18 protein-coding genes are annotated in these 19079 nt (G+C 59.9%); 8 read left to right on the top strand and 10 right to left on the bottom strand.

Annotated features, from left to right (window positions below):
* The first annotated feature begins 15 nt into the window (after positions 1-15).
* Positions 16-510, top strand: coding sequence for a RidA family protein (locus FB593_RS09655; RefSeq protein ID WP_019564632.1), 495 nt, complete (start codon positions 16-18; stop codon positions 508-510).
* A gap of 6 nt (positions 511-516) precedes the next feature.
* Here the strand turns inward: FB593_RS09655 and FB593_RS09650 are convergent, their stop codons facing one another.
* Positions 517-1353, bottom strand: coding sequence for an IclR family transcriptional regulator (locus FB593_RS09650; RefSeq protein WP_003510788.1), 837 nt, complete (start codon positions 1351-1353; stop codon positions 517-519).
* A gap of 89 nt (positions 1354-1442) precedes the next feature.
* Between FB593_RS09650 and FB593_RS09645 the strand changes: the two genes are divergently transcribed.
* Both FB593_RS09645 and FB593_RS09640 read left to right on the top strand, forming a co-directional pair.
* Positions 1443-2639, top strand: a complete 1197-nt coding sequence (locus FB593_RS09645) for an aminotransferase class V-fold PLP-dependent enzyme (RefSeq protein ID WP_003510781.1) — start codon at positions 1443-1445, stop codon at positions 2637-2639.
* A 48-nt stretch (positions 2640-2687) separates the two neighbouring features.
* The gene (locus FB593_RS09640; protein WP_111842566.1) at positions 2688-4523 is read left to right on the top strand and encodes an ABC transporter ATP-binding protein; all 1836 of its coding nucleotides are present in this window, start codon (positions 2688-2690) and stop codon (positions 4521-4523) included.
* Between the two features lie 6 nt (positions 4524-4529).
* Here the strand turns inward: FB593_RS09640 and FB593_RS09635 are convergent, their stop codons facing one another.
* Positions 4530-5159, bottom strand: a complete 630-nt coding sequence (locus tag FB593_RS09635; RefSeq protein ID WP_111842567.1) for a glutathione S-transferase family protein — start codon at positions 5157-5159, stop codon at positions 4530-4532.
* Position 5160: 1 nt separating this feature from the next.
* On the bottom strand, positions 5161-5526 hold the full coding sequence (locus tag FB593_RS09630; protein ID WP_065687737.1) for an ArsR/SmtB family transcription factor: 366 nt from the start codon (positions 5524-5526) through the stop codon (positions 5161-5163).
* A 212-nt stretch (positions 5527-5738) separates the two neighbouring features.
* On the opposite strand from FB593_RS09630, the gene FB593_RS09625 reads away from it, so the two are divergent.
* The 4 genes from FB593_RS09625 to FB593_RS09610 are packed head-to-tail and all read left to right on the top strand — an operon-like array spanning position 5739 to position 10608.
* Entirely contained in the window at positions 5739-6605 is an 867-nt protein-coding gene (locus FB593_RS09625) for an ABC transporter substrate-binding protein (protein ID WP_111801434.1), read from the top strand.
* A complete protein-coding gene (locus tag FB593_RS09620; RefSeq protein WP_025595728.1) occupies positions 6602-7729 on the top strand; it encodes an LLM class flavin-dependent oxidoreductase in 1128 nt (375 codons plus the stop codon). Before FB593_RS09625 ends, FB593_RS09620 begins: the two co-directional genes overlap by 4 nt.
* Before the next feature lie 31 nt (positions 7730-7760).
* Positions 7761-9593, top strand: coding sequence for a TRAP transporter large permease subunit (locus tag FB593_RS09615; RefSeq protein WP_025595730.1), 1833 nt, complete (start codon positions 7761-7763; stop codon positions 9591-9593).
* A gap of 16 nt (positions 9594-9609) precedes the next feature.
* Positions 9610-10608 (top strand): TRAP transporter substrate-binding protein, encoded by a 999-nt coding sequence (locus FB593_RS09610; RefSeq protein WP_003510767.1) that lies wholly within the window; start codon positions 9610-9612, stop codon positions 10606-10608.
* A gap of 57 nt (positions 10609-10665) precedes the next feature.
* Here the strand turns inward: FB593_RS09610 and FB593_RS09605 are convergent, their stop codons facing one another.
* Positions 10666-12177, bottom strand: coding sequence for an aldehyde dehydrogenase (NADP(+)) (locus tag FB593_RS09605; RefSeq protein ID WP_013761523.1), 1512 nt, complete (start codon positions 12175-12177; stop codon positions 10666-10668).
* Positions 12178-12422: 245 nt separating this feature from the next.
* Here FB593_RS09605 and FB593_RS09600 point away from each other — a divergent pair, with 245 nt between their 5' ends.
* A complete protein-coding gene (locus tag FB593_RS09600) occupies positions 12423-12776 on the top strand; it encodes an antibiotic resistance protein VanZ (RefSeq protein ID WP_034501960.1) in 354 nt (117 codons plus the stop codon).
* Between the two features lie 28 nt (positions 12777-12804).
* On the opposite strand, the gene uxuA is transcribed toward FB593_RS09600, so the two are convergent.
* From uxuA to FB593_RS09570, 6 genes are all read right to left on the bottom strand, one after another.
* A complete protein-coding gene (uxuA, locus tag FB593_RS09595) occupies positions 12805-14013 on the bottom strand; it encodes a mannonate dehydratase (protein WP_145166520.1) in 1209 nt (402 codons plus the stop codon).
* Between the two features lie 16 nt (positions 14014-14029).
* Positions 14030-15076, bottom strand: coding sequence for an L-idonate 5-dehydrogenase (locus FB593_RS09590; protein ID WP_065687734.1), 1047 nt, complete (start codon positions 15074-15076; stop codon positions 14030-14032).
* Between the two features lie 76 nt (positions 15077-15152).
* Complete coding sequence (locus FB593_RS09585; RefSeq protein WP_003510762.1) at positions 15153-16559, bottom strand: TRAP transporter large permease; 1407 nt, start codon at positions 16557-16559, stop codon at positions 15153-15155.
* A 4-nt stretch (positions 16560-16563) separates the two neighbouring features.
* Positions 16564-17136: a TRAP transporter small permease gene (locus FB593_RS09580; protein ID WP_013761519.1), complete on the bottom strand. Its 573-nt coding sequence runs from the start codon at positions 17134-17136 to the stop codon at positions 16564-16566.
* A 61-nt stretch (positions 17137-17197) separates the two neighbouring features.
* Positions 17198-18172, bottom strand: coding sequence for a sialic acid TRAP transporter substrate-binding protein SiaP (locus FB593_RS09575; RefSeq protein WP_013761518.1), 975 nt, complete (start codon positions 18170-18172; stop codon positions 17198-17200).
* Between the two features lie 61 nt (positions 18173-18233).
* Complete coding sequence (locus FB593_RS09570) at positions 18234-18950, bottom strand: FadR/GntR family transcriptional regulator (protein WP_013761517.1); 717 nt, start codon at positions 18948-18950, stop codon at positions 18234-18236.
* Positions 18951-19079: the final 129 nt, after the last annotated feature.

Below are 19079 nucleotides of genomic sequence, written 5' to 3'. Positions count from 1 at the left end.
TTATGAGGAATTCGCGTGAAACAGTCTTCGCTTGAGGCAGATGGGCGTCATTCGCCCTACGACCGGCTTGCCGCGCTCGGCATCTCGCTGCCGCCGCCACCGCCGCCGATCGCCAATTTCGTCACGCACGTGGTGGAAGGCAACATGCTCTATCTTTCGGGGCAGGGCCCGAGGGAGGAGAACGGACACCTGTACGCCGGCAAGGTCGGAGCCGAGATCGGGCTGGACGAGGCGTACCAGCATGCGCGTTTAACCGGCATCAATCTTCTTGCCGTCATGCATGAGGCGCTTGGGGATCTGTCGCGGGTGAAGAAGGTGGTCAAGCTGCTGGGCATGGTCAATGCCGTCAGCGATTTCCGCGATCATCCAAGCGTCATCAACGGTTGTTCGGATCTCTTCATCGATGTGTTCGGCGATGCGGGGCAGCACGCCCGCTCCGCCGTGGGGTTCGGTTCGCTGCCGGGCAACATCACCGTCGAGATAGAAGCCATCATCGCCCTTAGGGATTGAGGCCGTTCAATGGTTGCGCCAGCCCATCAGCTTCTCGATCCTTTCGGCCGAAACCCTGACCTGTTCGGTATAGTGGTTTTCGTCCGCCAGCACCTTCTGTTCCGGCAGCACGATGGAGATCGTCGCCACGCATTCTCCATTGGTGTCGCAGATCGGCGAGGCGATGCAGGCAACAGCGTAGTCGGATTCCGCAACCTGTATCGACAGCCGGTCACGGAACGCCGTGCCTGCCGATTGAGAAAGCGCTTCCGGGTTGATTTCCGCACGGCCGGTGGGCGACGTGCGGGCGCAGCGTTTGAAAAGCTCGACGCGCTCCTCTTCCGGCAGATGGCCAACGAGCAGGCGGCCGGATGCCGTCCAGTTCAATGGAACACGGGTGCCGACGCGCGAGGCAACCTGGAAATGGCTGGGGCCATCCGCCATGGCGAGCACCAGCATATGGTCACCGTCGCGACCGCAAAGCTGCACCGTCTCACCCGCATGGCGGCACAGATCATGCATTTCGTGGGTGGCGACACCCATGAAATCCAGCGAGCGGGCATAGGCAAGGCCGTAGTGATAAAGCCGTGCGCCGAGCCATATGTTACCTTCGGCGTTGCGCGCCAGCATGTTCTTTTCGACCAGATCGTCAACGATCACATAGACGGTGGAAAGTGGCGCCTTGATCGCCTTGGCAATGGCGTAAGCGCCAGCTGGCGATCCGGTTTCGTAAAGGTAATCAATCACCTGAAGAGCGCGATCAATGCCGCTGACACGCGAGCGCTTGGCCACCTTCGCGTCCGGGTTTTCCTCGGTCGCGGACAAGGCGTGTGAAGACAATTCGTCCAGTTTATGGGCGTCCAATTTCGGGCTCCTCATGAATTTTGAGAAGCTATTACATTATTATGGCATATATGTCGATGCCTATCGCATCGCAAAGACAGGAGAAAGACATGACCGAGGATATCAGAAGCAGGATCGGCCTTCGCCCGGTCATCAACGTCTCGGGCACCATGACGTCGCTCGGTGCTTCCATCGTCGTTCCAGAGGCGGTTGAGGCCATGGCGGCGATCCTGCCGCAATTCGTAGAGATCAACGATCTGCAGCGCAAGGCAAGCGCGATCATCGCGAGACTGACGGGCGGCGAGGCTGGTTTCGTCACTGCTTCCTGCTCTTCCGGCATCAGCCTTGCTGTTGCCGGTGCCATCACCGGCAACAATCTCCTGGCCATCGAAAAGCTGCCTGATATTGCACCGGAAAAGAACGAGGTGCTGGTGCAGATGGGGCATGTGGTGAGCTACGGCGCGCCGGTGGATCAGGCGATCCGGCTTGGCGGCGGCAAGGTGGTGCTGGTCGGGCAGGCCACATCGACCCATCGCTTCCACATGGAAAACGCCATCACCGAAAAGACGGCGGCGGCGGTCTATGTCATCTCGCACCATGTCGTGAATTACGGCCTGCTGCATCTTTCCGAATTCGTAGAGATCGCCCATGCCAAGGGTGTTCCGGTTATCGTGGATGCGGCGTCCGAATATGATCTGGAGCTGTTTCTGGCCACCGGCGCAGATATTGTCCTCTATTCCGGCCACAAGTTTCTCGGCGGCCCCACCTCCGGCATCGTGGCCGGAAGTAAGGAACTGGTGCGCAACGCCTTCCTGCAAAATATGGGCATTGGCCGCGGCATGAAGGTCGGCAAGGAAAGCATCTATGGCGTTATGGCGGCACTGGAAGCCTGGGAAAAGCGCGACCATGCCGGCATCCGTGAGCGCGAGACCGGATATCTCAATCTCTGGAAGGAAACGCTGGATGGCCGCCCGGGCGTGACCGCGCTCATCGAGCCGGATCCGACCAATAACCCGCTCGACAGGCTGCGCGTGATCATCGATGCCGAAGAAGCGCATATCACTGCCTGGGACCTGACGACGGCGTTGGCCAGGGGCAATCCTCCCATCATCACCCGCGACCACGAGGTAGAGCATCGCTATTTCTATCTCGACCCATGCAATCTGCATCCCGGACAGGAAACCATCGTGGCGTCTCGTCTGGCCGAGGAACTGGACAAGGCGCGTGCCTCCAACGAGGTGATTGCAACACCTTTCGAAGACCGGAGCCGACACCGCTTCGACGGCATGCTGCGCTGGCCGGACTAGGCTTGACCGCTTGCGCCGCCAAAACCTAACGACAAGAAGGGAACGATCATGACCATGCCGCAGGCCGCACCCGTTGGTGCCGAAGATGCCGTGCTTTCCGTCCGCAATCTCACCACGTCCTTTCACGTGGATGGCGGCTGGAAACCCGTGGTTCGTGATATTTCCTTTGATGTCGGGCCGGGTGAAACGGTCGCGATCGTCGGTGAAAGCGGTTCGGGTAAAAGCGTTACCTCCCTCTCCATCATGCGGCTGCTGGATCGTGAAAGCAGCAGGGTGGAGGGTGAAATCCTGCTTGGAGGGCGCAACCTGCTGTCCCTCTCCGAAGATGCCATGCGGCAGGTGAGGGGAAACGAGGTCGCCATGATCTTTCAGGAGCCGATGACCAGCCTCAATCCGCTGTTCACCATCGGCGACCAGATTTCCGAGGCCTTGTTATGCCACCAGCCGATGTCGAAAACCGACGCGAGGGCGGAGACGGTTCGGCTGCTCGAAAAGGTCCGTATTCCTTCAGCCGCATCGCGTTTCGATGAATATCCGCATCGCTTTTCCGGCGGCATGCGCCAGCGCGTGATGATCGCCATGGCGCTTGCATCCCGGCCGAAGCTGCTGATCGCCGATGAGCCGACGACCGCACTCGACGTGACCATTCAGGGCCAGATCCTTGACCTCATCAAGACGCTTCAGGAGGAGGAAGGCACGTCGGTTCTGTTCATCACCCATGACATGGGCGTGGTGGCTGAGATCGCCGATCGTACCGTTGTCATGTATCGCGGCGAGCAGGTGGAAGTTGGCGCGACCGCTGATATCTTTCATCGCGGCAAGCATCCCTATACCCGCGCGCTTTTGTCCGCCGTTCCGGTTCTGGGTTCCATGACGGGTGAGGAAAGACCGCTCAGGTTTCCCATCGTCAACACCACCACAGGCGAAACGCAGCAGCCGGCGCGGCCGGGCGATACCGTCGATTCGAGTGCCCAGCCGGTGCTCAAGGTAGAAGGGCTGACCAAGCGCTTCGATATTCACTCCGGCCTTTTGGGACGGCTCAGCGGCCGCGTGCATGCGGTGGAGAATGTGTCCTTTGATCTCAGAGCCGGCGAGACATTGTCGTTGGTCGGCGAAAGCGGTTGCGGCAAATCGACCACCGGGCGCGCCATCATGCGGCTGATCGAGCCGGATGCCGGCTCAGTGATGGTCAATGGCGAGAATATTCTCGCCCTCGGCAAATCAGGCATGCGCGAGATGCGCAAAACGGTGCAGATGATCTTTCAGGACCCCTATGCCTCGCTCAACCCGCGCATGACGGTGGGTGCGGCGATTGCCGAACCGTTTCTGGAGCACCGCATGGGAAACGCCCGCGAGGCGAAGGATGTTGTGGCCGATATGCTGGCGAAGGTCGGCCTTTCGCCCGATATGGCGGCGCGCTACCCTCATGAATTTTCCGGCGGCCAGCGTCAGCGTATCTGTATCGCCCGCGCGCTTGCGCTCCAGCCGAAGGTGATTGTCGCCGATGAGAGCGTTTCGGCGCTTGATGTTTCGATCAAGGCGCAGGTCATCAACCTGATGCTGGATCTGCAGCAAAGCCTCGATCTCGCCTTCCTGTTCATCAGCCATGACATGGCGGTGGTGGAGCGAGTCAGCCACCGGGTAGCGGTAATGTATCTCGGCGAAATCGTTGAAATCGGCCCACGTGCGGCGGTGTTTGACAATCCGCAGCATGATTACACCCGCAAGCTGATGGCCGCCGTGCCGGTGCCGGACCCGGACCGTAGAAACACCCGGCGAAATGCCGCGAATGACGAGCTGAAAAGCCCGATCCGCGCGATCGATTACGTGGTGAAACCGCGTGAGTACCGTGAGGTCTCGCCCGGTCACCTTGTCGCCTGCTAAAGCGGGTTAAAGACCCGGTACATCGGATGTCGCGAAAGGCACGCGGTAACCGCGCCGGAAGGTTTCGCGCTGTCCGAGCTGGCGATACCATTGCTGTACCGCCGGAAAATCGTCGAGGTCAATTTTATGGCGCGCGAAACGCGAGACCCAAGGCCAGATGGCGATATCGGCTATGGAAAAATCACCGGCGATGAATTCCCGGCCCGTCAGGCGCTGGTTCAGTGTGCGGTAGAGGCGCTCCGTATCCGAGGCGAAACGCGCCTCGGCAAAGGGTGCCTGTCCGGTATTGTAGGTCAGGAAATAATGGGCATAACCGAGTGTCGGGCCAAAATTGGCGGCTTGCCACATCAGCCATTCGGTGACTGCCAGCCGCGCAGCAGGGGAGGCAGGCAGAAGACGCCCGGCCTTTTCGGCGAGATAGATCAGGATCGCGTTCGATTCCGCTAGAACTGTGCCGTTATCGCGGTCGATGATTGCCGGTATTTTCGAGCCGGGATTGACGTGGGTATAGTCGGCTGAGAATTGTTCGCCTTTTTCAATGTCGATGGCGTGGCTGATATAGGGCAGGCCGAGTTCCTCCAGCGCAATCGAGATTTTCAGGCCGTTCGGGGTGATCCAGGTGTAGAGGTCGATCATGCTAATCGAACATCGCCTCATCTAGTGGCAAAGCTCGCCTGCCTTTCTTGCCGGTCACATCAGAAAGATCAGTATAAAGACCGCGCAATGTCGCAACGAGCTGGATGATGCGCGGGTCGGTGACGCGATAAATCACCTGTTTGCCTTCCCGCGAGCCCTCTATCACACCGGCATCGCGCAATTCGGCAAGCTGCTGTGAAAGTGTCGGTTGCTGAATGCCGAGTTCATATTCCAGTGCGGAAACGGAAGCCTCCGTTTTCATGAGATAACAGACGATGGCCAGGCGATTGGCGTTGGCGACAAGCTTTAAAAGCTCGCTCGCCTCCACCACGCTGCGGCAGATGAGATTGGAAACCGGTTTCGTCACGACTACAGGTCCATTTTTCAAACTATAAAAAAGTAAATTGTATTGCGATAAATTTCAATGGTTTGATTAGGCCGAGTTTGACCGCGTCAGGAAATTTTTTAAAATCTACAGGATTTGTAGATTTCTCTTTCGCTTTCCCGCAGAGGATCGCCAAAACGTTCCTCGAAAACATTCTATAAAAAAGTAGATTGATTGAGAAATGAGGTGTCGACATGAAAATCGGGGTTCATCCCAACAATCTGCATTTGCGGCTCGCCCGGCTCTGGCCCGGCGCGTTTGATGAATTCGATCCGGAATTCGTGCCCTACCGCGAGGGGCGCGATACCGCAGCGCTTTTGGAAAAAGGCGAAATTCATTTCGGCGGCACGGGCTCGACGCCGCCAATCGAGGCGGATGCGAGGGGGCTTTCCGCAGCTTATATCGCCGCCTCGGCACCACGCCCCGCAAACGGCGCGATCCTCGTGCGGCGCGACAGCCCCATCCGCTCTGCGGCCGACCTTTCGGGAAAACGCATATCGCTGATTGACGGGTCTTTTCATACCTATCTTCTTGCGCGTAGCCTGGAAGGGGTGGGGCTTGGTCTTGCGGATGTAATACGCATCGAGAGCGGTGACAGCGATAGCCTGCGCGATCTCGTGGAAGGCCGCGTCGATGCCTGGGTGACGATGTCGCCACGGCTCGAAAAAGCTCTGACCCATGACGGGATCAGTCTTCTGGTCCGTTGCGGCTCCACCATTCCCAACCGTTCGCTGTTCTGGACGCTCGCGCGTCACACTGTGGCGCTGGAACAACGCGATGCGATTGCCGCCGAACTGGACCGCGTTGGCCGCGCCGTCATGGCGGATATAGAAAAAGCCGCGGCCCTTCTTGCCGCCGAGCCGGGCAGCGAAGGCGATGCGCAGTCCTGGGCAAAGGTGCTGCGCTCACGCGATCTTTCGGTGGTGCCCGCCGCCGAAAATATCCTTGCCGAACAGCAGGAGGAGGCCGATACGCTTTACAGGCACGGCCATTTCTCTCTACCGGTTCTGACCGGGCAGAGACCGGCCCCACAATCAGCCAGCGCGGGAGGCGACAGATGAACGTTTTCTGGTACATGTGCGCGCCCGATGGCGCCTATCCCTGGCAACCGGAAGGATCCCGCAAGGTTGATCTCGGTTATTACAAGCAGCTTGCACTTGCTTATGATCAGCTTGGTTACACAGGCGCCCTGTTTGCCACCGGCGCGCATGATGTCTGGGTTCTGGCTGGCGCGCTGCTTTCCTATACCGAGCGGCTGAAGTTTCTGGTCGCGATTCATCCGGGTCTTGTCGCGCCAACGCTGCTCGCCAAGATGGCGGCGACGCTTCAGGAATTTTCGCGCGGACGCCTGCTGATCAACGTCGTCTCGGGCGATGCCAAGATGCTCGGTGCATATGGCATGACCATGCCGCATGACGAACGCTACGATATGGCGGATGAATATCTGCAGATCTGGCATCGTCTTTTTGCCGGTGAGACGGTCGATTTCAAGGGCCGCCATTTCCAGACCGAAGGCGCAAAGTTGGCACTGCCGGTGGGGCAAGGCATAGAGCCACCACCGCTATGGTTCGGCGGCTCTTCGGACAAGGCGATCGAGGTTGCCGCCAAACATGTCGAGACCTATCTTTCCTGGGGTGAAACGCCCGATCAGATCGGCGCGAAGGTCGATCTCGTCAAGGCGCGGGCGGAGAAACTCGGCCGTGAGCTTGAATACGGCATTCGTCTGTATGTGATTGTCCGCGATACGGATGAAGAGGCATGGGCCGCCGCCGCCGATCTTTACGGGCGCATGGACGAGCGTGCCATTGCAGCCAACCAGCGTTTCGTCGGCAAGACCGATTCCGTCGGCCAGCAGCGCATGACGGCGATGCATGGTGGACAGAAGCCTGAGAACCTGCGTGATCTCGAAATTGCCCCCAATCTCTGGGCCGGCATCGGTCTTGTCCGGCCGGGACCGGGCACCGCAATTGTCGGCTCGCCCGATACGGTGATCCGCACGCTGGAGGCCTATAAAAAGGCGGGCGTGAATACCTTTATTCTGTCCGGCATGCCATTGCTGGAAGAGGCCTTCCGTTTTGGGGAAAAGGTTCTTCCGCGTCTTGATGTATCGCGGGAAGTCTCGTCAGCCAAACAATTCACCTGGTCGACTTTGTTCGACCGCGACCTCTCCGCAAAGGCATCGTAAACATGGCCTTCCGGGAGTGGAGAAAAAAGACATGACGGCTGGTCCGGCAACAACGATTGCACAATGGCGCATCGGCCCTCAGCGTGCGGCGGAGCGGGCGCTTGCCGTTCTGGACAAGGCGCTTGGCGCGGTCGCCGCCGCAATCCTTGCAACTCTTCTCGTGGTGGTGCTGGTCAATGTCACCCTGCGTTATCTGTTTCACACCGGCTTCATCGGTGCGGAAGATCTCGGCATCTGGCTGCATGTGGCGATGATCGCGGTCGGCGCGCCGCTCAGTCTCAAAAGCGCGCTTGCCATGCGGCTCGATGTTTTCGTGCGGTTTTTGCCTGAGCGGTTTCATGCCGCAACCGAAGTTCTGGCGGATGCCTTCTCCTTCATCGCAGCACTGATCCTCGCCTTCGGTGGCGTTGAAATCGCGGCGATGCTGGGCGGTACGTCTCCGACGCTCGGTCTGCCGGAATGGGTGCGTTTTGGCTTTCTGGGTGCAGGTGGCGCGCTGATCCTTCTTTACCTGGCGCTTCAGCGTGTCAGTGAGGGCAAGACATTTGCCGTTCTAGCGTCTCTCACCATTGCAATTGCGGCCTATGTCGGCCTGCCGGAAGTCTTCGTTGATACGAGCCTGCCGCCCAGCCTGTTTCTGGCGCTGACGGCGGCGGTGGGGCTTGTGCTGGCAGCACCGCTCGCCCATGCCTTTCTCGCCGCAGCCTATGTGGCGATCGCCTTCGGCAGTACCTTGCCGGAGCCGGCCATCGTTTCCTCAACGGTAACAGGCATGTCGAAATTCCTGCTGCTCGCCATCCCCTTCTTCCTGCTGGCCGGAAGCCTGCTGACGGAATCGGGCGTTGCCAACCAGCTGGTTCGGTTCGCCGCCTCCATGGTTGGACACCGCCGGGCAGGGCTGGCGCAGACGACGCTGTTGACCAGCGTGCTGTTTTCCGGCGCATCCGGTTCCTCTGTCGCCAACGCCGCCTTCGGCGCTTCAACCTTCCAGCCGGAACTGGTCAAACACGGCTATCCGCCGGCGCAGGCGGGCGCGATCATCGCTGCAACGTCGGTGCTCGACAATGTCATCCCGCCCTCCATTGCCTTTCTCATCCTCGCAACGGCTACCAACCTGTCGGTGGGCTCGTTGCTGGTCGGCGGCTTTTTCGCCGGCGGGCTGATGGCGATCTGCCTTGCGGTGGCTATCCATTGGAGCGTGCGCAGCGTCGATACGCTGCCGCGCGCCACGGGCACGGAGCGCTGGCGCTCGGCTATCGCCGCCATACCCGCCTTCGGTCTCGGCGTCATCGTGGTGGTCGGCATCCGCATCGGTGTCGTCACCACCACGGAGGCGGCCGCACTTGCCGCACTCTACACGCTGCTTCTCGGCTTTGGGTACCGGCTGGGCGCGGGGCGTATCTTCGCAACTTTCCGGCAATCAGCCGGTGAGGCGGCGGCCATCGGTCTCCTTATCGGCACGGCAGGCCCCTTCGCCTTTCTTCTGGCGGTCGATAACGTCTCCGGCCTCGTCACGGATTTCGTGACATTGCTTGGCGGCAGCAAGATCGCGGTGCTTCTGCTTTCCAACCTCATCCTGCTCGTAGTGGGGCTGGTGCTGGATATCGGCGCGGCCATCCTGCTGTTTGGACCGATCCTGTTGCCCGCGGCCGTCGCGGCCGGCATCGATCCCATCCATTTCGGCGTCATTCTCGTGGTCAACCTGATGATCCATGGCCTCACACCACCGCTCGGCATGCTGATCTTCGTCGTCAGCGGTGTCACCCGCATTCCGGCGACAGCGCTATTCCAGGCCGTCGTTCCCTATCTCCTATCCCTTCTCGTTTCCCTCGCCATTCTGTGCGCCTGGGCCATTGTCTTCTAAATCCGGGGTTTTATTCATGACTATTATCGATCGTCGCAATCTCCTGAAACTCTCCGCTGCGGGTGCGGCAGCACTTGCCACGCCCGCCTTCGTCCGCAACGCAAATGCCAGGACCCGTAACATTACGGTCGCCTCCCTGTTCGCGGACGACAAGCCGGAGACGAAAATCTGGGTGAAGATCAGCGAGCTGGTGGAGGCAAAGCTGCCTGGCCGTTTCCGCTTCAACATCGTCAAGAGCGGTGCGCTGGGCGGCGAAAAGGAAGTGGCGGAAAATATCCGTCTCGGATCGGTTCAGGCGAGCCTTTCCACGGTCTCTTCGCTCTCCGGCTGGGTGCCGGAACTGCAAATCCTCGATCTGCCCTTCCTGTTCCGCGATGCAGACCATGTGCGCAAGGTGGTGACGGGCGAGACCGGCAGCGAGCTGAAGACCAAGCTTGGCGCGCAGCAATTCGTGGCCGTAGACTTCATCAATTACGGTGCGCGCCATCTCCTGACCAAGGAGCCGGTAACCCGGCCAGAGCAGCTCAACGGCAAGAAGATCCGCGTCATCCAGAGCCCGCTGCACACCAAGCTGTGGAGCGCCTTCGGCACCACGCCGGTCGGCATTCCCATCACCGAGACCTATAATGCACTGTCAACCGGCGTAGCCGACGCTATGGATCTGACAAAGTCCGCCTATGCCGGGTTCAAGCTTTACGAGGTTGTACCCTACATGACCGAGACCGGCCATATCTGGGCATCGGGCGTGGTTTATTATGGTGCGGCTTTCTGGAACCAGCTCGATGACGAAGAGAAGAAGGCCCTGACCGAAGCATCAAGCGAAGGCGCGCTCTATTTCAACCAGCTGATCGTCGAGGACGAGGCGAAGTCTGTGGAGCTTGCGATTTCGAAGGGCGGCAAGGTGTTGCAGCCGGAAGCCTTGGATGAGTGGCGCAAGGGTGCGCAGGGCGTCTGGCAGGATTTTGCCGGCACTGTCGGCGGCATCGAGAAAATACAGGCGATCCAGTCGGCCTGATACCGATGCATTATTGTGAATCGGGAGGGCGCAGGAGCGCCCTCCCCATTTTTTTGATCAGCGGATATCCTGCGGCAGAACGTCCGAAGGAATATTCTGGTAGGAAACCGGGCGCGTGAAGCGGCGGATCGACATGGTGCCGACCGAGGTCGCGCCGAAGTTCGTGGAAGCCGGGTAGGGGCCGCCGTGAACCATGGCTTCGGAGACTTCAACGCCGGTCGGGAAGCCGTTGGCGAGAACGCGGCCGGCCTTGCGCTCGAGGATCGGCAGCAGCTTGCGGCCGAGTTCGGCGTCACCTGCGTCAAGATGCATGGTCGCTGTCAGCTGACCTTCAAAGCTCTTTGCCACTTCGATCATTTCTTCAGCGCTGTCGACCGTCACGATCAGGCCGAGCGGTCCGAAGACTTCTTCGGCGAGCGCGTGGTTGGCAACCCAGTCCTTGCCCGAAACGCGGAACAGGTAAGGCGTTGCGTTACGCAGGTCGCAGGTGGTGGTCAAAACGTCGCGCACGCCGTTACCGGCTGCGATGCGGTCGCGACCGTCACGATAGGCAGCGGCGATACCGTCGGTCAGCATGACCTGCGGGCCGACTTCGGAAAGGGCCGCCCGTGCGGTTTCCGACACAGCATCCGCCTGCGAGGCAAGCACCACGGCAATGCCGGGATTGGTGCAGAACTGTCCAGCACCCATGGTGAGCGAACCTGCCCAGCCCTTGGCGATGGCTTCACCGCGCGCGGAAACGGCTTCCGGCAGCAGGAACATCGGGTTGACAGAACCGAGTTCGCCGAAGAACGGGATCGGTTCCGGACGCTGGGCGCAGAGATCGAACAGTGCGCGGCCACCGGCGAGCGAGCCGGTGAAGCCGACTGCCTTGATGCGCGGATGCTGGACGAGCGCGGAACCGACATCGCGGCGGCCGCCCTGGATCAGCGAGAAGACGCCGGGATGCAGATTGTGCTTCTTGACGGCGGCGAGAACGGCCTCGGCAATAATTTCACCGGTGCCGGGATGGGCGGAATGGCCCTTGACCACAACCGGGCAGCCGGCTGCGAGAGCGGCGGCGGTATCACCACCGGCGGTCGAGAAGGCGAGCGGGAAGTTGGAAGCGCCGAAGACCGCAACGGGGCCGATCGGACGCTGCATCAGACGGATATCCGGGCGCGGCAGCGGCTGGCGGTCCGGAAGCGCTTCGTCGTGACGACGGTCGAGATAGTCGCCCTTGCGGATATGCGATGCGAAAAGGCGAAGCTGTCCGGTGGTGCGGCCGCGTTCACCCTGCAGGCGTCCTGCGGGCAAGCCGGTTTCGGACGTGCCGATTTCAGTGATGGCGTCGGCGCGGGCTTCGATCTCATCGGCGATGGTGTCGAGGAATGCGGCGCGCTCTTCGCGGGTCGTGTAGCCGTAGCTCCAGAAAGCCTCTTCGGCTGCTTCTGCGGCCGCATTCACCAGATCGACGGTGCCGACCGAAAAATCGAAAGCTTCGCCATGTGCAGGCTCGCTGCGGAATTTCGCTTCCGTGGCGACCCATTCTCCTGCAACCAGATGTTTGCCGTGCGGCTTGAAACTCATTGTGCTCTTCCCTGAAAATCTGATCCTGTGTGGAAAATCCACCCGATACCGTAAAACCGGACCGAAGGGCGACAGCCTGAAAGGCCATCAGCCGCGATCCTTGTCCGGTTGCCCTCTGCCTTAGCCCGAGTAAGGCTTCAGCGAAAGCCGGTTTGTGCAGTATCTGTCCAAAAAGTGTGATTTATTGGGCGATGGAAGAAAAAGACGATCTTCCGTTTATGCGCGCAGCGCTCTATTGTGACGCCATGATGACAAATAGACTTCCGAAATACATCGCCTGGTCGGTTCTGCTGCTGATCGTGATCGTTACAGTTTGCCCGATCGGGCTTCGGCCGCATACGCTGACGACCGTCGGCATCGACCGCGCCGCCGCCTTTGCCTTCTGTTCGGCTGCCTTCGTGCTGGCCTATCCGCGTTACTGGCTTGCCATCATTGTCGCGGGTGTCGTGGCGGCTTTCGGCATCGAGGCGCTGCAATTTCTGTCGCCCACACGGCATCCGCATATGACAGATGCAGTTGTGAAAGCCGTTGGCGCCATTGCCGGTGGGCTTGCCGCCTTTTCGTATCTTCAATTCAGGACGCGATTGACCGCAAGCTAAGAGGCTGCCGGCGGCCAATCGTGACGGCTTAATTAGCCTGCTTCGCCAATCCGAAACGGCCATGCGACAGCGTGCGCTCGATGCCGCGAAGCTCTGCCAGCCCCTTCAATCGGCCGATGGCGGGATAACCCGGCTGCGCCCCGCGCGTCAGGTCATCAAGGATTTCCTGGCCATGGTCGGGCCGCATCGGAATGGTGTGGTCTGCACGGCCCTCCGCGCGACGGCGGGATTCTTCCGACAGAAGTGCTGCGATAACGGCGACCATATCCGTTCCACCTTCCAGATGCTCGTCCTCGAAGAAGGAGCAGGGCACGGTGTCCGTGTCGCGCGTGACGTTGCGCAGATGCACGAAATGGATGCGGTCTGCAAAACGGCTGGCGATGAAGGGCAGGTCGTTATCCGCCCGCGCGCCGAGCGAGCCGGTGCAGAGCGTAACGCCATTGGCCCGGCTGTCGACTTGCGAGAGCATATGGGCGTAGTCGGACTCCGTTGAAAGAATACGCGGCAGGCCGAGCAGCGGCCATGGGGGATCGTCGCCGTGGGCGCAGATGTTGATGCCGACCTCTTCCGCGACCGGCGTCACTTCTGACAGAAAATCGATCAGGTTCTGCTGCAGTTTTTCGCGGTTTATGCCGTGATATGAGCGCAGCTTTTCGAGAAGCTGGCTGAGCGTGTAACCATCCGCCGAACCCGGCAGGCCCGCGCCGATATTACGTCCGAGTGCGGCGATCTTCGTATCCGGCGTGTCGGCGAAACGTTTTGCCGCTTCCTCGATCAGCCACTCCGGATAATCGGCCTTTGCGTCGGGGCGTTTGAGAATGTGAATGTCGAAGGCGGCGAAATCGGAAAGGTCAAAACGCATGGCTTTTGCGCCGTGCTTCGTTTCCCAGCGCAGATCGGTGCGGGTCCAGTCCAGCACCGGCATGAAATTGTAGCAGACGGTGCGAATGCCCGTGGCGGAGAGGCGGCGCAGCGTCTCCTGCCAGTTGGCGATATGGTTTTTCCAGTCGCCCGTCTGGGTTTTGATCTCCTCGGAGACCGGCACGCTTTCCACCACGTCCCAATACAGCCCACCGGCCTTGATCGCCTCATGCCGTTTGGCGATCTCGTCCACCGGCCAGCCATCGCCGGTGGCGATGTGGTGCAGCGCGCTTACGATGCCTTCCGCCCCTGCCTGAGCCGCATCCTGAACCGTGACCTTGTCCACCGGGCCGAACCAGCGCCATGTATGTCTCATTTTTTATCCTCAAATATCATTCTGCGGAAAATGTCAGCTGCACCTTGCAGGCGGCGGAGCGGTCTCCAGCCTGCTCGAATGCGGATTTCGCCTCTTCAAGCGGGAAGCTGTGGGAAATGATCGGCCGCACATCGATCCCGCGCGTGGAGATCAGGCGGGCGGCAATGGCGAATTCGTCGTGGAAACGCTGCGAGCCGCGCCAGAGGATTTCCTTGCCCACCAGCGCATTGAGCGGAATGGTTATGTCACCGGTGACGCCCACCTGCACGACAGTACCGCGCGGACGTACGCAGGCGAAGGCGGCGCGAAGCGCAGGTGCCGCGGCGGAGCAATCGAAAACGACGTCGAAATACCCCTTATTGTCCTGATAGGGTAAAAGTGCTTCTGCGTTTTTCGCGACATTGATGGTGCGGTCCGCCCCCATGGCGGGCGCGCGCTCCAGCGCCGCATCGGTCAGGTCGGTGGCGAGAATGATGCCGGCACCGGCATGGCGGGCGGCGGCAATCGTCAAGAGGCCGATCGGCCCGGCGCCCGTTACCAGCACCTTGGCGCCGGTCAGATCGCCCGCTTGTGCGACGGCATGCAGGCAGACCGCAAGCGGTTCGGTGCAGGCGGCTTCGGCGGGCGAAGTGGTGTCTGAAAATGTCGCGCATTGTTTTGCGGGAACCACGAGCCGATCGCGGAACATGCCCTGTTCGTGCGGCAGGCGCATGGCGCTGCCCATGAAGCGCATATCGAGGCAATGGATCGGTTGGCCCTTCAGGCAGAAATGGCAATGGCCGCAAGGCTGCGAGGGATTGACGGCGACGAGCTGGCCGAGTGCGAGCCCGCTGACGCCTTCGCCCAGCGCCTGCACCCGCCCCGATGCCTCATGGCCGCAGATGATCGGCTCGCGCACCCGCACAGGCCCGAAGCCGCCGTCCTGATAATAATGTAGATCGGAACCACAAATGCCGCCCGCCGCCATGGTCAGCAGCACTTCACCGGGGCCGGGGGCCTGCATGTCCTGCGTTTCGACGCGGATATCTTCACGGCCGTATAGACGTGCCACGCGTGTCTGCATGACGATGCCTCTCATCTTATGTGGATTGGATGAATGAAACCCGCGCGGCGAGCCGCGCGGGCAGGGGATGTCCTGGTCAGCGGATCAGACCCATTTCCGTCGGAAGCCATAGCGTGATCGCCGGAATGAAGGTGATCAGCAACAACGCCACGAACAGCGGCACCAGCCACGGCAGAATGGCGACGGTCGTGCGCTCGACGGAGAGTTTCGCCACGCGTGAGAGCACGAACAACACCATGCCGAGCGGCGGATGCAGCAGCCCTATCATCAGGTTAAGGGTGATGATGAGGCCGAAATGCACCGGATCGATATTGAACTGCAGCACCAGCGGCAGCAGGATCGGCACGAGAATGGTGATCGCCGCAATTGTGTCTAGGAAGCAGCCGACGAACAGCATCAGCAGGTTGACCAGCAGGAGGAAAATCCACTTGCTGTCGGTGATCGTCAGGATCGCCGCCGATAGCAGCTGTGCTGCCTGGCTCACCGTCAGAAGCCATGCGAAGATTGATGCCGCCGCAACGATGAAGAGAACCGATGCCGTGGTCTCTATCGTGTCGAAGGTCGATTTTGCCAGCGACTTGAACGTCATCGTCCGGTAACGGACAAGCCCGAGGAACAGAGACCACAACACGGCCGCGACAGCCGCCTCCGTCGGCGTGAACCAGCCCATCGTCATGCCGCCGATCAGGATCACCGGCGTCATCAGGGCCATCACGGCAGAGAAGTCGAAATACCAGTCGCAGGCAAGCAAGACCACCAGCACGATCAGGATCGACAGGTTGAGCGACAGGCCAAACAGCGTCAAGAGATAGATGCCGAGCGGTACCATCATGACGACGAGCACTTCAAGCGAAGCGCCGAAGATGGTTCTGAGGTTGAACGGCGTATCGGAACCCCAACCCTTGACGTAGGCGAAAACGGCAACGGTGATCATCATCAAAAGCGTCATGACGACGCCCGGAACGATGCCGGCCATGAACAGTGCGCCGATCGAGACGTTTGCCATCATGCCGTAGATGACGAAGGGCAACGATGGCGGAAAGATCGGCCCGAGCGTTGCGGAAGCGGCGGTGACGCCGACGGCCGCTTCGACCGGATAACCATGATCCTTCATTGCCTTGATTTCGATGGTGCCGATGCCGGCGGCGTCGGCGAGGGCCGTGCCGGACATGCCGGAAAAGATTACCGAGCCGATGATGTTGACCTGTGCCAGACCACCTTTCATCCAGCCGACCAACGCCACGGCAAAGGAATAGATGCGTCCCGTCACCCCCGCCGTGTTCATGAGATTGCCGGCAAGGATGAAGAAGGGAACGGCGAGAAGCGGGAAGCTTTCCACGCCCGCAATCAGACGCTGCGCCGCGATGATATCTGGCGCGACATTATACGAGACGATGTAGAGAAGCGATGCCGTGGCCATTGAAATGGCGACCGGCAGGCCGATCAGCATCAACAGAAGAAACGAGCCGATAAGAATAAGCATATGTTCAATCCCCCGCGCTCTGGAATTCTTCCGGCCGTTCCAGAACGGAATAGCCACGCTGCATATTGGCGATGAAGACCTGCACCGAACGGAAGAACATCAGGACGAAAGCGGCCAGAACCGTATAGAAAACGATGTTGCGCGGCAGGGCGACGGTGACCATTTCCTCGTCCGCGACGATTTCCAGATACCGCCACATCAGCCACGAGGTGTAGGCGAAGAACACGATGCGCAGCACGTCGACAAGGATCGACATGACGCGGGCAACCTGCGGCGGAACGTAGTGATAAAGCACATCCACCTGGATGTGGCGTGACATGCGCACGCACATGACCGAACCTAGAAACACCACGCCAATCAGGCAGTTGACGGCGATTTCTTCCGTCCAGGCATAGCTGTCGTTAAGCACGTAACGGGTAAAGAATTGAAGGAACACGCAACCTGTCATCAGCCAGAAAAGGCCAAGCGTAACCCAGTCCTCGAAGGCGTAGACCTTCAGGTCGACTTCGGGCGGCGCCTCGTCAAACGTGTGGGCGAGTTCTTCAGGCGTGACCTGAGTATGAATTTCCTGCGACATTGAGATATCCCGTCTGGAGAGAAAGGGCGGTGCGGCAACGAAGGCCGCACCGGATCTTGGCTCACTTGACGGCGCGAATGGCTTCCCAGTCGGCCTTGTCGTAACCGAAGTCCTCGAACTTCACCTTCTCCATGACGTTCTTCTCAAAGTCCGCCTTGTCCACCTCTGCGACGTTCAGGCCGCGCTTTTTGAACTCTTCCACGAGGCTTTTTTCGCGTCCTTCGATTGTCTTCGTGGTCCGCACGGCGGCTTCCTGCATGACGTCCGTGAAGATTTTCTTGTCTTCATCGGAAAGCTTGGACCACAGGTTCTTCGAGATCACCGTGTTGAGGTGGTCGACGATGTGGCCGGTCAGCACGATGTTCTTCTGCACTTCGAAGAACTTCTTTGCCTCAATGGTGGTCAGCGGGTTTTCCTGTGCATCGACCGTGCCGTTCTGAAGCGCCAGATAGACTTCTGCGAATGCGATCGGCGTCGTGTTGGCGCCGCAGGCGCGTGGCATGGCGAGATAGGCCGGAACGTCGGGAACACGCATCTTCAGCCCCGCCATGTCGGCGCAGTTGGCAATCGGCTTGTTCGACGTGGTGTGGCGCGTGCCGTAATAGCTGACGGCGGCGATGTGGTTGCCGGTCTTGTCCTCGTAACCCTTGGCAAGACGCTTGAAGATATCACTCTTGGTATAGGCGATCAGATGGCTCGGGTCGCGGAAGATATATGGAAAATAGGTGACGCCGATCGGCTTGAAGTCACGTGCGGCAAAACTGGAGCCGGAGATGATGATATCCACCGTGCCGATCTTCAGGCCCTGGTTGATATCCGCTTCCTTGCCGAGCTGCGAGGCGGGGAATACATCCACCTTGTAGCGGCCGTCGGTGCGCTTGGCGATTTCTTCCGCAGCCCAGACCGAATCCGTGTGAAACGGTTCGGAGGTCTCGTAGACATGCGCCCATTTCAGCGTTGTTTGCGCCTGTGCCGCCAAAGCCGAAAGCAAAATGGCAGCGGTTGCGCCCATCAAAGTCGACAATCTGATTTTCATTCTTAACTCCTCCCGAATTAAAGCCAGATTTCTGTTTTTCCCGTCGCCGGTTTCGGCGCGGTCACTCTTCTCCGATCGTTTCCTCCCCGAAACTCTCGGAAAATCTCTTTTGCGACAGCGTCAGATGCTGGCGCATCGCCTCGCGTGCGCCTTCCGGATCGTTCGCCGCGATCGCGTCGCGGATCACCCGGTGTTCCTGAACGGCAAGAATCCATGTGTGAGGACCCTCGAAATAGCTGGCGAGCTTTTCGAAATAGGGCGAAAGGCTGCGCTCGTCATAGATCAGGCCGGTAAAGCGGTTCAGCGCCGAGTTGCCGATGATGTCGGCAATGGCGGTGTGGAAGGCGCGGTCCAGGTTGAGGGCCTGCGGCGAATTGTCGAGCGCCCCGGCCATGCGTTCGATGATGTCGTCCAGCCTGGCGATGCATTCAGACGTGGCAAGCCGCGCGGCCTCCTCGGCAATAGCGCTTTCAATGATGCAGCGCGCCTGCAGGATTTCGAATGGGCCGTGCGCGTCCGGCACGGGTGACTTTGCCTTGTTAGCCGTTCGCGACGTGTTCACATACACGCCCGAACCCATGCGGATATGGATATGGCCTTCCACTTCCAGAACGATCAGTGCTTCCCGCACCGTCGGGCGGGACACGCCAAAACGTTCCGCCAGATCGCGCTCCGCCGGCAGGCGCTGACCGTCCGTCAGTTCCCCGCTCTCGATAAGCAAGCGAATTTGTTCCGCGACCAGCCTGTAGAGGCGGCGCGGCTCCAGAGCCACAAACATGATGTCCTCCCAGCGCGAAAGTCTCCCCCCTTCGCGCAAGCGGTAAGATGGTCTTACCAATTTTATTAGGTAGGATTTATGCGGTGCTGTCAATTGGCCGCTAGAGGAAAACTACACGGCGAAAGACTG

This window comes from Rhizobium sp. SJZ105, assembly GCF_007828365.1.
Lineage (GTDB): Bacteria > Pseudomonadota > Alphaproteobacteria > Rhizobiales > Rhizobiaceae > Agrobacterium > Agrobacterium tumefaciens.
Note: the sequence above shows the minus strand (reverse complement) of the source record. Positions and strands in the feature narration are given on the sequence as shown.

Excerpts from the sequence above, each read along its gene's own strand:
- FB593_RS09615 (WP_025595730.1), top strand. The coding sequence starts at position 7,761 with ATGACGGCTGGTCCGGCAACAACGATTGCACAATGGCGCATCGGCCCT.
- FB593_RS09640 (WP_111842566.1), top strand. The coding sequence starts at position 2,688 with ATGACCATGCCGCAGGCCGCACCCGTTGGTGCCGAAGATGCCGTGCTT.
- FB593_RS09625 (WP_111801434.1), top strand. The coding sequence starts at position 5,739 with ATGAAAATCGGGGTTCATCCCAACAATCTGCATTTGCGGCTCGCCCGG.
- FB593_RS09585 (WP_003510762.1), bottom strand. The coding sequence starts at position 16,559 with ATGCTTATTCTTATCGGCTCGTTTCTTCTGTTGATGCTGATCGGCCTG.
- FB593_RS09575 (WP_013761518.1), bottom strand. The coding sequence starts at position 18,172 with ATGAAAATCAGATTGTCGACTTTGATGGGCGCAACCGCTGCCATTTTG.
- FB593_RS09635 (WP_111842567.1), bottom strand. The coding sequence starts at position 5,159 with ATGATCGACCTCTACACCTGGATCACCCCGAACGGCCTGAAAATCTCG.
- FB593_RS09580 (WP_013761519.1), bottom strand. The coding sequence starts at position 17,136 with ATGTCGCAGGAAATTCATACTCAGGTCACGCCTGAAGAACTCGCCCAC.
- FB593_RS09600 (WP_034501960.1), top strand. The coding sequence starts at position 12,423 with ATGATGACAAATAGACTTCCGAAATACATCGCCTGGTCGGTTCTGCTG.
- uxuA (WP_145166520.1), bottom strand. The coding sequence starts at position 14,013 with ATGAGACATACATGGCGCTGGTTCGGCCCGGTGGACAAGGTCACGGTT.
- FB593_RS09590 (WP_065687734.1), bottom strand. The coding sequence starts at position 15,076 with ATGCAGACACGCGTGGCACGTCTATACGGCCGTGAAGATATCCGCGTC.
- FB593_RS09620 (WP_025595728.1), top strand. The coding sequence starts at position 6,602 with ATGAACGTTTTCTGGTACATGTGCGCGCCCGATGGCGCCTATCCCTGG.
- FB593_RS09605 (WP_013761523.1), bottom strand. The coding sequence starts at position 12,177 with ATGAGTTTCAAGCCGCACGGCAAACATCTGGTTGCAGGAGAATGGGTC.
- FB593_RS09570 (WP_013761517.1), bottom strand. The coding sequence starts at position 18,950 with ATGTTTGTGGCTCTGGAGCCGCGCCGCCTCTACAGGCTGGTCGCGGAA.
- FB593_RS09610 (WP_003510767.1), top strand. The coding sequence starts at position 9,610 with ATGACTATTATCGATCGTCGCAATCTCCTGAAACTCTCCGCTGCGGGT.
- FB593_RS09645 (WP_003510781.1), top strand. The coding sequence starts at position 1,443 with ATGACCGAGGATATCAGAAGCAGGATCGGCCTTCGCCCGGTCATCAAC.